This window comes from Pseudomonas sp. yb_5 (genome assembly GCF_043103865.1).
Lineage (GTDB): Bacteria > Pseudomonadota > Gammaproteobacteria > Pseudomonadales > Pseudomonadaceae > Aquipseudomonas > Aquipseudomonas putida_Y.
In genome coordinates, this window is sequence record NZ_JBICKE010000052.1 from 1 (window position 1) to 16,257 (window position 16,257).

12 protein-coding genes are annotated in these 16,257 nt (G+C 60.9%); 3 read left to right on the plus strand and 9 right to left on the minus strand.

What is annotated here, in order from left to right; genetic code table 11:
* Window positions 1–2,681: DUF6531 domain-containing protein (locus ACF8GF_RS07020; protein ID WP_392487874.1), on the minus strand; the 2,681-nt coding region annotated here is incomplete at its 3' end.
* A 440-nt stretch (window positions 2,682–3,121) separates the two neighbouring features.
* Between ACF8GF_RS07020 and ACF8GF_RS07025 the strand changes: the two genes are divergently transcribed.
* The 3 genes from ACF8GF_RS07025 (at window position 3,122) to ACF8GF_RS07035 (ending at window position 4,901) form a co-directional block, all read left to right on the plus strand.
* Entirely contained in the window at window positions 3,122–3,484 is a 363-nt protein-coding gene (locus ACF8GF_RS07025) for a cation:proton antiporter (protein WP_392487875.1), read from the plus strand.
* Window positions 3,485–3,782: 298 nt separating this feature from the next.
* Complete coding sequence (locus ACF8GF_RS07030) at window positions 3,783–4,652, plus strand: DMT family transporter (protein WP_339535414.1); 870 nt, start codon at window positions 3,783–3,785, stop codon at window positions 4,650–4,652.
* A gap of 144 nt (window positions 4,653–4,796) precedes the next feature.
* Window positions 4,797–4,901 (plus strand): LysR family transcriptional regulator, encoded by a 105-nt coding sequence (locus tag ACF8GF_RS07035; protein WP_339444394.1) that lies wholly within the window; start codon window positions 4,797–4,799, stop codon window positions 4,899–4,901.
* 481 nt (window positions 4,902–5,382) lie between these two features.
* On the opposite strand, the gene ACF8GF_RS07040 is transcribed toward ACF8GF_RS07035, so the two are convergent.
* From ACF8GF_RS07040 to ACF8GF_RS07075, 8 genes are all read right to left on the minus strand, one after another.
* Window positions 5,383–6,351: a peptide ABC transporter ATP-binding protein gene (locus tag ACF8GF_RS07040; RefSeq protein WP_176683796.1), complete on the minus strand. Its 969-nt coding sequence runs from the start codon at window positions 6,349–6,351 to the stop codon at window positions 5,383–5,385.
* Entirely contained in the window at window positions 6,351–7,319 is a 969-nt protein-coding gene (locus ACF8GF_RS07045; protein WP_010952089.1) for an ABC transporter ATP-binding protein, read from the minus strand. The genes ACF8GF_RS07040 and ACF8GF_RS07045 overlap by 1 nt, the downstream gene beginning before the upstream one ends.
* Window positions 7,320–7,329: 10 nt before the next feature.
* Window positions 7,330–8,256, minus strand: a complete 927-nt coding sequence (locus ACF8GF_RS07050) for an ABC transporter permease subunit (RefSeq protein WP_009685150.1) — start codon at window positions 8,254–8,256, stop codon at window positions 7,330–7,332.
* A 10-nt stretch (window positions 8,257–8,266) separates the two neighbouring features.
* Window positions 8,267–9,277 carry an ABC transporter permease subunit gene (locus tag ACF8GF_RS07055; RefSeq protein ID WP_392461913.1) on the minus strand — a complete coding sequence of 337 codons (1,011 nt, stop codon included), beginning with the start codon at window positions 9,275–9,277 and terminating at the stop codon, window positions 8,267–8,269.
* Between the two features lie 91 nt (window positions 9,278–9,368).
* Window positions 9,369–10,979, minus strand: coding sequence for an ABC transporter substrate-binding protein (locus ACF8GF_RS07060; protein ID WP_176683793.1), 1,611 nt, complete (start codon window positions 10,977–10,979; stop codon window positions 9,369–9,371).
* A 78-nt stretch (window positions 10,980–11,057) separates the two neighbouring features.
* Window positions 11,058–12,437: an OprD family porin gene (locus ACF8GF_RS07065; RefSeq protein WP_021781802.1), complete on the minus strand. Its 1,380-nt coding sequence runs from the start codon at window positions 12,435–12,437 to the stop codon at window positions 11,058–11,060.
* 228 nt (window positions 12,438–12,665) lie between these two features.
* Window positions 12,666–14,258 (minus strand): ABC transporter substrate-binding protein, encoded by a 1,593-nt coding sequence (locus tag ACF8GF_RS07070; RefSeq protein WP_392461916.1) that lies wholly within the window; start codon window positions 14,256–14,258, stop codon window positions 12,666–12,668.
* Between the two features lie 146 nt (window positions 14,259–14,404).
* Window positions 14,405–16,030: an ABC transporter substrate-binding protein gene (locus tag ACF8GF_RS07075; RefSeq protein ID WP_392487876.1), complete on the minus strand. Its 1,626-nt coding sequence runs from the start codon at window positions 16,028–16,030 to the stop codon at window positions 14,405–14,407.
* Window positions 16,031–16,257: the final 227 nt, after the last annotated feature.

Sequence of the window (16,257 nt, forward strand, 5' to 3'; positions counted from 1 at the left end):
CGCCCATCCGGGAGGGTCAGCGTGGTCAGGTTGCTGAGTGGGTCGTACTCGTAGCCAAGCGTGCCGTCAGGGGTGATTTCTTTGGTCAGCCGACCGAGCAGATCGTAGGCGTACTCAAGCTTTTCTTCCGTGATCCCAAGCTGCTTGCCGATCCCGCTCGGTTGCCGCTCAATGCTCAGCAGCCGGTCACCGTCGTCATAGGTGAATCGCTGTTGTGCGTCGCTATTCAGTTTGGCGATCAGGCGACCAATGGCATCACGTTCGAACAGCGTATGGCGCTCGGGCCGCTCGGCATTTTCGCCATAGCCAATCTCATCCAGTCGTGTGAGATGGCCACCGACGTTGTAGCTGAAACGCCGGGTCAGGTTATCCACCCGCACTTCTTCGCTTAGCCGGTCCGAAGCGTCGTAGCCAAAGCTGTACGTGGCGTTGTTCTCGTTGACCAGCGCGGTCAGGCGCATGGCCTTGTCGTACTCGTACCGAACCCGTTGGCCCTTGGCGTCCTGGCGGCTGCTCGGCAGGCCGCGGGCCGTGCGTATCAGGCGGGTGGTCTGGCCCTTGCCGTCGGTGTGGCTGAGCACCTGCCCGTAGACGTTGTAGGTGAAGCTTTCCGTGGTGCCGTCCGGGTGGCTGATGCGCAGCACTTCGCCGTCGGGCTTGCGCGCCAGTGTGGTGGTCTGGTTCAGCGCGTCCGTTACCGCGACCAGGTGCTGGCGTTCGTCATAGCGGTAGTACGTACTCTTGCCCGAGCAGTCCTGGTAGCGCTCGACCTGGGCCAGGGTGTTCCACCACAGGTACTTGGACTTGTAGGTCGCATCGATGATGGTGTGCGGCAGGCCGTCATCGCTGTTCAGGTACTCGGTCATCTGGCCGAGGGCATCGAGTTCGGCGAGCAGGTTGCCCTTGTCGTCGTAGCGCGCCTGCCAGGTGCTGCCATCCGGGTAGCTGACTTTGGTCACCAGCGTGGTCAGGTGGTGGTACTCGTACTGGATCTTGCGCCCCAGTGGATCGGTTTCTTCCAGCAGGCGGGCGTATTCATCGTACTTGAAGGCGAGCCGGTTGCCGTCTGGCAGGCCCAGGCCGACCATGTTGCCGTGCTCGTCCAGCTCGATGGCGTAACGTTCGCCACCGTAGTCGCGGCTGGCGACCACGCGGTGGTCGGCGTTGTACTGCACTTGCAGCTCACGGCCGAGCACGTCGGTGGCCCAGCTGGTGCGGCTGTCGAGGTCGTAGCGGAAGTGGTAATGCTCGCCGTCGCTGGTCCAGTGTTCGACCACACGTGGCTTGTCGCCCAGGGTTTGCCAACGGTAGTGGCAGCCCAGCCCCAGCGCGTTGCTGTGGGTCACCATCAGGCCGTCGGCGTAGCTGAAACTGCGCACGGTGTCGCCGTTGCGGTTGATCACCGCGCTCAGCTGGCCGTGTTCGTCGTAGCGGTATTGGGTAAGCGTTTCCACCGCTTCGTTGTTCACCACGCGCTTGATGTCGGTCAGGCGACCCAGCGGGTTGTCGTAGTGCAGGTGCACGCGGGTGCCGCCGGTGGCGCTGATGTCGGTCAGTGTGCCGTCGGGCGTGCGGGTGAAGTGCAGGAAGTGGCCGAGGACGTTCTCGATACGCTGCAGCGGCACTTCGGTGTTGGTGTCTGGCACTTCGCCGAAGTAGAAGAACAGGTTGTCGAGGGTCTGCAGGATGTAGTGGCCGCCCTCGGTGCACACCAGGTACACCTGCTCGTGCGGGTTGTAGATGCGCTGCCCCGGTTGCAGGGTCACGAACGGGACTTCGCGGCCCTGGTTGTCGGTGAGGTAGATGAATGCCCCCTGGCGGCGCAGGCTCTGCTCCCAGGGCAGCACCCAGCCGCGGCCGAGTACGCTGTCGACCGTCAGGTCGCTGGCGTAGAAGCGCGACCACTCGATCGGCATCAGGCCCGGCAGGCTGAAGTCGATTTCATCGGGCATCAGCTTGCGGCCCGTCGTGAGGTCGACGGGGTTGCCGACCAGGCCGCCGATAGCCTTGCGGGCCACGGGTTCGACCACGTAACGGCTGGCCACCTCACCGGCGACGAAGCCGGCCGTGAACTTCAGCGCGCAAGGCATGACGGCTTTCATGCCGGCCTGGGTACCCGCCTTGATCAGCTGGGCGATACCGCCTGCGGCACCGGCGATGGCCATCAGCACATCCACGGTGGTGCGCAGCCACTCCGGGACTTCATCGTCCACGGGCAGGTAACGGTAGGTGCCGCCGCCGATGATGACGTTGTCCGAACCACCGGAAATGGTGGCGCCGCAGGTCAGCTTGTCGCCCTTGCGCGCGGCGGCGACGCTGTTGATGAAGACGTTGGTCGAGCCTTCGGCAATCTGCACCGGCCCCGGGTGCTTGTCGCAGGCACCGATGCTTTTTTCGACGCGGGCGGCCTTGCGGCTGTTGATGAACACGTTGGGTGAGGCAGTGGTTATCGTCCCTGAGGGGGACGAGAACATACTGCCTATCGCCTCTCCGGCGGCGGTCAGCAAGCTGCCCCCGATGCCGGCTGCGAGGCCGGCCAGCAAGGCCACGCCGAACCCGCAGGTGAACGTGGCGATGGCCACCGTGGCCACCAGCGCAATCCCCAGGGCGGCCCCGATCAGGAAGCCTCCCAGCGCGCTGGTGTGCGATATCTCGTCGCCGAACCTGGCCGCTTCGAACATGAGGGGTTACTCCTGTTCGCCAGATACGGGACAACGTGCGACCCGGTCGAGTCGATCCATGATCATGGGCATCTCCCTGAAATGCACGGTGAGCGTTTCAATCCAATTGCCGTGTAATCTTCCGTGAAAGGTGTCAAGTAAATAGACCCGTGCGCCGCTCTGTCAACGATGCGAAAGCCAAGTATGGTAAGGGTTATGCGCGGTTTAGCGTGGTGTCATAGAGCCACGTCCCGGGAGTTTTCTGGGTTGTAGAGAGGGGAGGGGCTTTGCGCACGAAGTCTGAATTTTTTTGAGTTTCAGAGGCGCCTGTCAGAAAAGTCGTAGTTGTTGGAGTGGTTGTACTCGCTCAGTAACGCATCATTCCTTATCAGCGTTTCCATGAAGGGGACCAAAGCCGGTCTTACAGCGCATGCCGCACGGACGCTCCTGTTGCTCCGTCCATGGCTAAAAAACAGGCCGTCGTCACGTCTCTTGGTGAGCGCTCCCGTGTCGCTGCTGCCTTTATGTATTGCCTGGCTTCGGCGCAGCTTACAGGGATGCTCGGTTTCCATCAGGCAATTGGCGCGGTCATGGCAGCATACGTGTTTTACGACGTCTGCTCGATGGAGGAGGCATGGCGTCGATGGATCGGGAGGTTCAGTCATCTCTTTCTTACCCCAATCTTTTTTGCCGCCGCTGGCATCCAGGTTTCCCTAAGTGCTTTCAGTGAGCCAAGTCTATGGCTATGGCTGCTGTTGTTCTTGCTGGGGGGACTCTCGGCAAGGTGCTGGGTTCATACATTGGGGCCTGGATGTCGGGCTTGAGACCAATAAATTCAATAGAAGTTGGTGTGCTGATGAACACCAAAGGTCTCGTTGAATTAGTGATACTTAGTGTAGGAGTACAGGTTGGGGTGTTGTCTGAAAGTTCCTACAGTATTCTCTTGGCGCTTGCCGTTGTCTCTACGGTACTAACTAACCCGTTACTGGGGTTGCTAGCCTGGTGGGCGTGCAGAAATACTCAGTCTGTAGAGATTCGTCCAAAATAGGTGTTTGATTTCTGCTGTTTTCCCGATTACTGTCTGGGGAGGTTCAGGGATAAATCATAATTAAGGCCGTTACTATGGACGTATTCATGGGGTTGCTGGCTGCGGTGTTCTGGGGGGCTACCGATTTCTTGGTCGGCGTGAACGCAAGAGCGGTCGGAGTGAAACGGGCGGTACTTTTTGGGCAGTTGCTAGGACTTCTCTTGATGGCAGTCTTTATTGCCATTTCAGCCGATCAGTGGCAAAAGTTTACATCTGCGCCTTGGCTCACGATAGGGTTAGGAATTGTCGCCTCTCTATGCACCGTAGTAGGAGCGCTGGCGCTTTCAAAAGCTTTCGCTATTGGCAAAACAGCAGTCGTGGCGCCCCTGGTCACTTCGTATGGTGTTTTTACAACGCTGTTGGCATGGCTGGGTGGCGATGCCCTCTCCGCTTGGCAGGTGGTTGGTATCCTTGTCTGCTTTTTCGGCGTGCTGTTGGCCTGCCGCAGCGATAATGGTGGTGGTTTCGATCGTAAGGTCACCAGTGTGATGTCTGTGTGGTTTGCTTTGTTGGCGGCCATGCTTTACGGCATCAGCTTCTGGATTCAAGGGAAATTCGCCTTGCCGGCGCTGGGGCCGGTGAACATGCTGGCGCTAGGGTATGCGGTGGGGGTCATGTTCCTTATCCCTGAAGCCGTCAAGTTTCTGCGGGATCATACGACGATAATGCTGAAGACCTATGGCTCACTGTGTGGGGCCAGTCTTTTCAACTTGGGAGGGTTTTCTGCGTTTTCTTGGGGGGCTCTAAATGGCTCGGTTTCCGTTGTCACCGTCATCAGCACGTTGTCGGGTGGTATTGCCGCGATCCTGGGGTACTTCTTTTTTCGCGAGCGGCTGTCAGTCATCCAGATCGGCGGTGTTAGCCTAGTGCTGTCAGGGGCTTTGCTTCTGCACCTTTACGGGTGAGATTGTTTCGACTTATAAAATTGTAGATTTTTGGGGATTGTGCCAATGGCGTATTTCTTCGCTGTGGGCCTGTGGATGTGAGTGCTCATAATAATGGACTGTCAATGCTATCTTGCGAAAATTCATGTTGATATGTTGCCTTGCATGGCAGCATTTGCGGTAGTAGTTGAAGCTGGAAGTTTTGTAGGTACATCTGCCCGATTAGGCTTGACGGCGTCTGCAGTCAGCAAGCAGGTATTAAAGCATTGAAAATGCATTGAAAATGCCTTGTCCCGCACACAAAAAAACTTACACTCCCCTGATAGTCGAATCCCGGTATCCGTCCGGCCAACACATTTTCCTGACGGAGCCGGCGAAGGCCATGGTGTCCACCTAAAAGTGGACACCATTTCTGGCCCATCAAGCGGATTTTCCAGGCATCCTCAGCGCCGTACCTACAATAAATCTTTCAAAGCCCAGAGTGCGACGAGCCCGGTGCCTCCATCGCAAACATCGCCTTGGGCTACAGCCTCAATGGCAACCTCGCCCACAAATGGATTCAGCTCCACAATCAAAAAGCCTTGGCACTTCAGCTGCGCTCCTCCCGCCGCATCCTCAGATGCTCGGCGCTGAAACGCATGCTCAGTCCTCCACTATTAGCCCTGCTAAGTGAGCGGTGGTCAGGAAGCGTGACTGGGCAGCGCAGCAAACTGCTGTTTTTCGCATTGAGGGCTGCCCAGTTTTCTAACAGTTAAAGAAACTGCTCGGCATAGTGACAAGCCACCTGCCGCGTACTCACCTGCCTCAGCGCCGGCACCTCCTTGGCACACCGCTCGGTCGCATGCGGGCAGCGTTTGTGGAATGCACACCCATCCGGCGGGCTCAGCGGGTTGGGCAGCTCCCCGGCGATGCGAATCTTCGGCTTCAACGGGTCTGGATGAATCGCCGGTGTCGCCGACAGCAACGCCTGGGTATACGGGTGCAGCGGCTTCGCGTAGATGTCCTCCTTCGGCCCCATCTCCGCCGGCCGCCCCAGGTACATCACCAGTACCTGATCCGCCACATGCCGTACCACCGCCAGGTTGTGCGAGATGAACACGTAGGCGGTATTGAACTCCTTCTGCAGATCCATGAACAAGTTCAGCACCTGCGCCTGAATCGACACGTCCAGCGCCGAGGTTGGCTCGTCCGCCACCAGCACTTTCGGCTGCAGCATCATCGCCCGTGCCAGGGCAATGCGCTGGCGCTGGCCGCCGGAAAACATGTGCGGGTAGCGCTGATAGTGCTCGGGGCGCAGGCCGACCTGCTCCATCATCTTCTGCACTTTGTCGCGGCGCTCGGCCTTGCTCAGCGAGGTGTTGATCAGCAGCGGTTCGGCCAGTTGGTCGCCGATCTTCTGCCGTGGGTTGAGCGAGGCGTAGGGGCTCTGGAACACCATCTGCACATCGCGGCGCAGTTGTTTGCGCTCTGCCTTGCTGGCGCCCTTCACCTCGGTGCCGGCAATTTGCAGCGAGCCGGACGAAGGCTCTTCGATCAGGGTCAGGGCGCGGGCCAGGGTCGACTTGCCACAGCCGGACTCGCCGACCACGGCCAGGGTCTTGCCGGCCTCCAGTTCGAACGACACGCCATTGAGCGCGCGTACCAGCGCGTGGCCCTTGAACAGCCCGCGGGACACTTCGTAATGCCGGGTCAGCTCCCGTGCGGTAAGTACGACGGCCATCACGCCACCTCCTGATTCAGCGGGTAGAAGCAACGCACCAGGCTGTGGGCCTGTGGGTCGAGGGGCGGGCGCTGGCGCCGGCAATTGTCCTGTACATAGGGGCAGCGTGGTGACAGCAGGCAGCCGACCGGGCGGTCGTAGCGGCCGGGGACGATGCCAGGCAGTGTGGCCAGGCGCTCGGCGCCAATGCTGTGCTCGGGGATCGCGGCGAGCAGGGCTTCGCTGTAAGGGTGGGCGGGCACATCGAACAGTTCTGGCACCTGGCCCACTTCCACGGCTTGGCCGGCGTACATCACGCACACCCGCCTGGCGGTTTCGGCGACCACGGCGAGGTCGTGGGTGATCAGGATGAGCGCCATGTTGCGCTCCTTCTGCAGGTTGACCAGCAGTTCCATGATCTGAGCCTGGATGGTCACGTCGAGGGCCGTGGTCGGTTCGTCGGCGATCAGCAGCTTGGGCTCGCCGGCAATGGCCATGGCGATCGCCACACGTTGGCTCATGCCGCCTGACAGCTGGTGCGGGTAAGCGTCCAGGCGGCTTTCTGCGGCCGGAATCTCGACCTTCTTCAAGAGCTCCAGAGCACGCTGGCGGGCAGCCTTGCCCTTAAGGCCCAAGTGCTGGCGCAGCACTTCCTCGATCTGGAAGCCCACGGTGTAGCTGGGGTTGAGCGCGGTCATCGGGTCCTGGAAGACCATGGCGATGTCCTTGCCCACCACCTTGCGCCGCTGACGGCCGCTGAGCTTGAGCATATCAGTGCCGTCGAAGGTCAGTGAGTCGGCGGTGATGCGCCCGGGAGCGTCGATCAGGCCCATCAGGGCCATCATGGTGACCGACTTGCCCGAGCCGGACTCGCCGACGATGGCCAGGATCTCGCCAGCGTCCACTTTCAGGTCCAGGCCGTCTACCACCGGTACTGCATTGGCGTCGCCGAAGCGCACGTTCAGGTTGTTGATCTGCAACAGTGACATGGCGTTCTCCTCAGGCGGCGTTCTTGAGTTTCGGGTCCAGCGCATCGCGCAGGCCGTCGCCCATCAGGTTGATTGCCAGCACACTGAGCAGAATGGTCAGGCCAGGCAGGCTCACTACCCACCAGGCGCGCTCGATGTAGTCTCGGGCCGAAGCCAGCATGGTGCCCCACTCGGGGGTTGGCGGCTGTACGCCGAGGCCAAGGAAACCCAGTGCGGCGGCGTCAAGGATGGCCGAGGAGAAGCTGAGGGTGGCCTGCACGATCAGCGGGGCCATGCAGTTGGGCAGCACGGTGACGAACATCAGCCGTGGCAGGCCGGCACCGGCCAGGCGTGCGGCGGTGACGTAGTCGCGGTTGAGTTCACCCATCACCGCGGCGCGGGTCAGGCGCACATAAGAGGGCAGCGAGACGATGGCGATGGCGATCACGGTGTTGATCAGGCCAGGGCCGAGGATGGCGACGATGGCCACGGCCAGCAACAGCGACGGCAAGGCCAGCATCACGTCCATCAGGCGCATGATCGACGGGCCGAGCAACTGCGGGAAAAAGCCGGCCAGCAGCCCAAGGAGAATGCCCGGGATCAGTGACATCACCACTGACGACAGGCCGATCAGCAGCGACAGCCGTGCACCTTGAATCAGCCGCGAAAGCAGATCACGGCCCAGTTCGTCGGTGCCCAGAATGAACTGCCAGGTGCCGCCTTCCAGCCACACCGGCGGGGTCAGCAGGAAGTCGCGGTACTGCTCGCTGGGGTCATGCGGGGCGACCCAAGGCGCGAACAGCGCGCAGAACACCACCAGGCACATGAAGGCCAGGCCCATTACCGCGCCCTTGTTGCGCGCGAAGGCTTGCCAGAATTCTTTGTACGGGGAGGGGTAAAGCAGGCTCTGGTCCACCGGGCTGGCCGGCGACACGGATTTTGGAATCGGGCTAGTCATGGCAAAGGCCTCAGCGCTGATGACGGATGCGTGGGTTGGCCAGGCCGTAGAGGATGTCCACGACGAAGTTGACCAGAATCACCAGGCAGGCGATCAACAGGATGCCGTTCTGGACCACGGGGTAGTCACGGGCACCGATGGCTTCGATCAGCCATTTGCCGATGCCCGGCCAGGAAAAGATGGTTTCGGTCAGCACCGCACCGGCCAGCAGCGTGCCGACCTGCAGGCCGAACACGGTCAGCACCGGGATCAGCGCATTGCGCAGGCCGTGCACGAACACCACACGGGCCGGCGACAGGCCTTTGGCGCGGGCGGTGCGGATGTAGTCCTCACGCAGCACTTCGAGCATCGACGAGCGGGTCATGCGGGCGATCACTGCCAACGGGATGGTACCGAGCACGATGGCCGGCAGGATCAGGTGCATCACAGCGTCCTTGAACGCGCCTTCTTCATCGCTGAGCAGGGTATCGATGAGCATGAAGCCGGTTTTCGGCTCGATGTCGTAGAGCAGGTTGATGCGCCCGGATACCGGGGTCCAGCCCAGGCTTACCGAGAAGAACATGATCAGGATCAGGCCCCACCAGAAAATCGGCATCGAGTAGCCGGCCAGTGATATGCCCATGACCCCGTGGTCGAACAGCGAACCGCGCTTGAGTGCGGCGATTACACCGGCCAGCAGGCCGACGACGCCGGCGAACAGCAGGGCGGCGAAGGCCAGTTCCAAGGTGGCCGGGAACAGGGTGAGGAACTCGCGCCACACGCTTTCGCGGGTGCGCAGCGATTCGCCAAGGTCACCCTGGGCAAGTTTGCCGACGTAGTCCAGGTACTGGACCGGCAGTGGCTTGTTCAGGCCCAGGCGTTCCATGGCCTGGGCATGCATTTCGGGGTCGACCCTGCGCTCGCCCATCATCACTTCCACCGGGTCGCCGGGGATCAGGCGTATGAGCGCGAAGGTCAGCAAGGTGATGCCGAAAAAGGTCGGTATCAGCAGGCCAAGGCGCCGGGCAATAAAACTCAACATTGTCGGGGTTACCTCATCAGGCCGTGGGGCGATCAGCCCGCTACGGCAGTGCCGCCGGTCCCCGTGTGGGGTGCCGGCGGTCGTTGTTGTTCTACTTCACCTTGGTCGTGGCGAAGTTATTGTTGGTCAGAGGGCTGATCACGTAGCCCTCCACGTTGTCACGCATGGCGGTGAACATCTTTGGATGAGCCATGCTGATCCAGGGTTGGTCGTCATCGTACACTTTCAATGCCTCGTTATAGAGCCTTGCACGCTCGTCGTTGTCGATCACTTCGCGGGCGCGGCTGATCAGTTCCTGGAACTTGGGGTTGCACCAGCGCGCATAGTTCTCGCCACTTTTCACGGCATCGCAACTGAGCAGCGGGCTGAGGAAGTTGTCCGGGTCGCCGTTGTCGCCGGCCCAGCCGGTGGACACCAGGTCGGCTTCGCCGTTCTTCGCCCGGCGCAGCATCTCGGCCCATTCCATGACGCGGATATCCAGCTTGAGGCCGATCTGTTTGAGGTCGGCTTGCAGCATCTCGGCGGACAGGCGCGGGTTGGGGTTGGTCGGGCCGCCGCCGTTGCGGGTGAACAGGGTGATTACCGTGCCCTCGGGTACACCGGCCTGACTGAGCAGTGCGCGGGCTTTATCGAGGTCGCGCGGTGGGTTCTGGTTGTGGGTGTTGTAGCCGATCATGGTGGGGGGGTAAGGGTTTACACCTACCAGCGCGTTGCCTTTGCCAAACAGTTGGTCGACATGGGTCTGGCGGTCGAAGGCCATGTTGATGGCTTTACGCACGCGCACGTCGTTGAGGTATTTGTGCTGGGTATTCATGGCGATGTAGCCGGTGACCAAGGCCTCGATTTCTTCAACCTTGAGTTTCGGGTCTTGCTTGATCGACGGTACGTCATCGGGCTTGGGATAGAGCGCCACCTGGCACTCGTTGGCGCGCAGTTTTTGCAGGCGCACGTTGCTGTCGATGGCGATGGCGAACACCAGCGCATCGGCCGGCGGCTTGCCACGGAAATAGTCCGGGTTGGGCTTGAAGCGGACCTGGGCGTCCTTGTTGTAACGCTGGAAAATGAAAGGGCCGGTGCCGATCGGCTTGCTGTTCAGCTCGGCGGTCTTGCCAGACTTGAGCAACTGGTCGCCGTATTCGGCGGAGTAGATCGAGGTAAAGCCCATGGCCATGTCGCGCAGGAACGGCGCTTCCGGTCGGCTGAGGGTAATCACCACGGTGTGCTCGTCAGCCTTGCTGACCGACTTGAGCAGTTCCTTGAACCCCATGCTCTCGAAGTACGGGTAGCCGACGCTGGTCTTGTCATGCCAGGGGTGGTTCGGGTCGAGCTGGCGATTGAGGCTCCACAGCACGTCATCGGCGTTGAAGTCACGAGTTGGCTTGAAGTAGTCGGTGGTGTGGAACTTCACCCCCTGACGCAGATGGAAGGTGTAGGTCAGGCCGTCGGCTGAAATGTCCCAGCGCTCGGCCAGGGCTGGCTGGATCTCGGTTGTGCCGGGTTTGAAGTCGACCAGGCGGTTGAACACTGTCTCGGCCGAGGCATCGGCGGTGACTGCGGTGGTGTACTGGACGATGTCGAACCCTTCCGGGCTGGCTTCTGTACACACCACCAGCGGTTTGGCCGCCAGTTGCGTGGCGCCGCCCAGAAGCAGCGCGACCAGGGCTAGGCGCAACGGCCGCGATTTCATGAAAGCTCTGTGCATGTGTTGAAAACTCCCTGCTTGCATTGGTTCCAGCGTAGCCGCCCCGGCCCGCAGCGAAACGGGCCAGGGCGCCGACGGTCAGAGAATGTTGAATGGAATGGTGGTGACCACGCGGAACTCATCCAGGCTGCCGTCGCCCTGTGCCTTGCTGGCGCGATGGGTGGTGTAGGTGGCGCGGATGCTGGTGTCTTTCAGCGGCCCGCTCTGCAACGCGTAGCTGGTGCCAATACCCCACTCATAGTGGGTTTCGCCATCCAGGCCATTCACGTCGTAGGCAGTGCCGCGGTAGTGGGTGCCGTCGATACCCCAGCCGCGGGCGTTGTACAGGTTGAACTTCAGGCCAGGCACGCCATAGGGCGCCATGTTCAGCACATAGGAAATCTGCAACGATTTCTCGTTGGGGCCGTTGAAATCCGACAGTAGCGAGTTGGCCAGGAAGATGCCGTTGGTTTCGTGCAGGTAGTCAAAGTACTCGTTGCCGTTGACCTGCTGCCAGGAGGCGCTGAGGGTGTGGGCCTGATGGGTCAGGCCCAGTGACAGGCTGTAGGTGTCGTTGTCGATCTTGCCCATTTTCTGGCTGCCGGCGTCGACGGTCTTGTAGTAGTTCAGGCCGGTGCTCAGGCTGAGCACTGCGCTGTCGCCGAGCACATGGTTGGCGCCGAAGTAGTACTGGTTCCAGAAGTCGTCGACCTTGGTGGCGTACAGGCTGGTACTCAGGCTCTTGAACGGCTGGTAGTTGATGCCGGCGGTGCTGGCACGGTCGGTTTCCACGCCGGTGGCGCTGTACTCGCTGCGGAACTTGCTGAGGCTCTGTTCGGTACGTGGCGAGACGCGGTCGAAAGTACCCAGGTCGATGCTGAGGTTGTCGAATTCGGCGCTGTGCAGGAATGCGCCCTGGAAGCTCGAGGGCAGGGCGCGGTTGCCGATGTAGGCGATCATCGGCGTGTCTACCGACTGGCGGCCGAGGGTAAGGGTGGTGTTGGACACACGCGCCTTGATATTGCCCAGGCCCAGTTTGCTCCACTGGCCGATGGGGTCGCCATCGCTGTGGGTGAGGGTGCGGTTGTTGGGGCCGGCAATGGCCTCGCGGCTCTGCTGCAGGGCGATGGCGTTGTAGCCGGCGGCCTCGACGGCGAAGCCCACGGTGCCCTGGGTGAAGCCGGAGCTGTAGTTGAGGATGGTGCCCTGTACCCAGTTTTCACGGCTGTGGGTGTCGTGGCGGGTGCCGTCGTTCTTGTAGTACTTCCACAGCGGCGCGCGTGCGGCGCGTTCGCGGGCATACCAGTTGCGGGTGCTGCCGGACAGGCTTTGGCCGTCGATGAAGCCGCTGGCTTGCGCTTGCTCGCTGGTGCTTTTGAGGGTGAGCGGGAGGTAGTCCTGGCTCTGCGGATCTGCCTGGGCCACAGTGGAAAAGGCACTGATGGATAACGCCAGTGCGGTCAAGGTGAATACTTTCAAGGTTAAAGCTCCCTTTCTTTTCTAGTTATGGCCGGCCTTGTGGGCCGGGTGATTGCTGCTGTGTTGCCAGGGTTGCCGCGGGATCACCGGGCAGAATCGGGGCGTTGTGTTGGCCGTACTGGCCTCTTCGCGGGCAAGCCCGCTCCCACAGGTAGGGCGCAGTGTCCGAAACTGTTGAGATCCTGTAGGAGCGGGCTTGCCCGCGAAGAGGCCGGTACTGGCTAACGCTTAATCAACACTCACACCGGAAAAATCATTGCGCCCAAACGGGCTGACCTTGAACTGGGAAACCTTGACGCTAAGCGGCTGGTTCACTGTGGAATGCGCCACCGGGGTAATCGGTACCTGCTGCTTGAGCCGCTGCTGGGCCTGCTGGTAGAGGGCGGTGCGCTGGGTACGGTCGGTCACCTGCTTGGCCTGCTTGACCAGGCTGTCGTACTGCGGGTCGCACCACTGCGAGTAGTTGTTGCTGCCGATGGCATCGCAGCTGTATAGGGTGCCCAGCCAGTTGTCCGGGTCGCCGTTGTCACCGGTCCAGCCGATCAGGGCGATGTCGTGCTCACCGTTTTTCATGCGTTTGAGGTATTCGCCCCATTCGTAGCTGACGATGCGCACCTTGAAACCGAGCTTGCTCCAGTCGGCCTGGAGCATTTCGGCCATCAGCTTGGCATTGGGGTTGTACGGGCGCTGCACCGGCATGGCCCACAGGGTGATCTCGGTACCCGGTTTGACACCGGCCTGCTGGAGTAGCTGTCTGGCCTTTTCCGGCGCGTACGGGGCGTCCTTGATGCTGTCGTCATAAGACCACTGGGTCGGCGGCATGGCGTTGACCGCACGTTGGCCGGCGTCCTGATACACCGCCTGGATGATGGCTTTCTTGTTAACCGCCATGTCCATTGCCTGGCGCACTTCCAGGCGGTCGAATGGCGGGTGCTGGGTGTTGTAGGCGATGTAGCCGAGGTTGAAGCCTGGTTGCTGGAGCACCTGCAGCGTGCTGTCGGCCTTGAGCGCCGGCAGGTCGGCCGGGCGTGGGTGCAGGGTGACCTGGCATTCGTTGCGGCGCAGCTTCTGGATGCGCACCGAGGGGTCGGTATTGATCGAGAACACCAGGTTGTCGATCTTCACTTCGTTCGCTGCCCAATAGTCCTTGTTGCCCTTGTAGCGGATCTGCGAATCCTTCTGGTAGCGCTGGAACACGAACGGCCCGGTACCGATAGGCTGCTGATTGATGTCGCTGGGGCGTCCACTGGCCAGTAACTGCTCGGCGTATTCAGCGGAGAGGATGGAGGCGAAGCTCATGGCCAGGTTCTGGATGAACGCGGCATCGACCGTGTTCAGGGTGAACACCACGGTCATCGGGTCGATCTTCTCGACACGGGCGATGTTCTTGTCCAGGCCCATGCCGATGAAATAGGGGAACTCGGTAGGGTAGGCCTGACGGAACCGATGACCCTTGTCGAGCATGCGGTTGAAGGTGAACAGCACATCGTCGGCGTTGAACGTGCGGCTCGGGCTGAAGGCCTTGTTGCTGTGGAACTTGACCCCTTCACGCAGGTGGAAGGTGTAGCGCAGGCCGTCGTCGGACACCTCCCAGCGGGTCGCCAGGGCCGGGTGCACGGCGGTACCGCCACGTTCGAACTCGACCAGGCGGTTGTAGATGGGTTCGGCGGCGTCGTTGTCGGTGGCGCTGGTGTACTGGGCGGTGTCGAAACCGGCGGGGCTACCTTCAGAGCAGAACACCAGGTTGTTGGCGAGCAGGACCGGGGATTGGCTGACCAGACCCAGGGCCAGCAGCGCGGAAAGGCAGGTAACGTGGCGCATGGCAAATCCTTTTACATCTGTTCGCGCCGCCTCCGGGTACGAATGACGGCAACAGTTCGCCGACCCCGTAGCGTATGGCCGCAGGACGACATGAAGAGGTGACGGGGGTGAAGGGCACCCGCGATTCAGCGGGTGCCTCAGTCAGCCTACTTGTCCACGCTGACGCCGTAAAAGGCGTTCAGCGAAAATGGGCTGATCTTGAAGTCCTTCACCTTGGCGCTCATGGGCTGGTAGACAGTGGAGTGGGCGATCGGGGTGATCGGTACCTGCTCCTTGAGGATATGCTGCGCCTTCTGGTACAGCTCGGTGCGCTTGGCCTGGTCGGACGTGGCCTTGGCCTGCTTGATCAGGTCGTCGTAGGGCTTGTAGCACCACTTGGAGAAGTTGTTGCCATCGACGGCATCGCAACCGTAGAGGGTACCCAGCCAGTTGTCCGGGTCACCATTGTCACCGCTCCAGCCAATCAGCATGGCACCCTGTTCGCCACCTTTGGAGCGCTTGATGTACTCGCCCCATTCATAACTGACGATCTTCGCCTTGATACCGATCTTGGCCCAGTCGGACTGGAGCATTTCGGCCATCAGTTTGGCATTGGGGTTGTACGGGCGTTGCACGGGCATGGCCCACAGGGTGATTTCGGTGCCTTCCTTGATGCCGGCTTCCTTGAGCAGTTGCTTGGCTTTCTCGGGGTCGAAGGCGGCGTCCTTGATGCTGTCGTCATAGGACCACTGCGTGGGCGGCATGGCGTTGACCGCCAACTGGCCGGCGCCCTGGTACACCGACTCGATGATCTTTTTCTTGTCCACGGCCATGTCCAGCGCCTGCCGGACTTTCAGCTGGGCCATGGGGTTGGCCTCGTTGCTGCCCTTGATCTTGTCCATCACGTTGTAGGCGATATAACCGAGGTTGAAACCGGCCTGCTGCGGCATTTGCAGGTTCTTGTCGGCTTTTAGCGGCTCGATGTCGGCCGGGCGTGGGAACAGGGTGACCTGGCACTCGTTCTTTTTAAGCTTCTGCATGCGCACCGAGGCGTCGGTGGTGATGGCAAAGATCAGGTTGTCGATCTTCACGTCCTCGGGCTTCCAGTAGTCCTTGTTGCCCTTGAAGCGGATCTGCGCGTCCTTCTGGTACTTACTGAACACGAACGGGCCGGTGCCGATCGGCTTCTGGTTGATGTCGGCGGCCTTGCCGTTCTTGAGCAGCTGGTCGGCGTATTCGGCGGACTGGATCGAGGCAAAACTCATGGCCAGGTTCTGGATGAACGCGGCGTCAACCTCGTTGAGGGTGAACTTCACCGTGTGCTCGTCAAGTTTCTCCACCTTGGCAATGTTCTTGTCCATGCCCATGTCGGTGAAGTATGGAAACTCGGTGGGGTACGCCTTGCGGAACGGGTTGTCCTTGTCGAGCATGCGGTTGAAGGTGAACAGCACGTCGTCGGCGTTGAACGGGCGGCTGGGCTTGAAGTAGTCGGTGGTGTGGAACTTCACCCCTTCGCGCAGGTGGAAGGTATAGGTCTTGCCGTCGTCGGACACTTCCCATTGGGTCGCCAGGCCCGGGATGACCGCAGTGCCGCCGCGCTCGAACTGGGTCAGGCGGTTGAACACGGTCTCTGCCGAGGCGTCGAAGTCGGTCCCGGTGGTGTACTGCCCCGGATCGAAGCCGGCCGGGCTGCCTTCGGAGCAGAACACCAGGTTGGATGCGGCAACGGCCGACGGTGCGCCGCTGAGCAAGCCTGCACCCAGCAGGAACGGAATGACTGCGTGTTTGAGCATGGTGGCCTCATTGTTGTCATTTTTTGGATGAGGTGGCCTCGTGAGCCGACCTGCGGATACTTATGCAGGGGCTGTTCCCAATGCAACAGGTAGGAGGATAGTTGGCGCCAGAAAAGTGGAACGTCCGTACATGGATGTCGCATCGATATAACTTTTGGCGAAGTTAAACGTTTGCGTAGGCAGAATGATGGCGTTTTGCGCGATGTTTCGGACGGGCAGGAATGTAG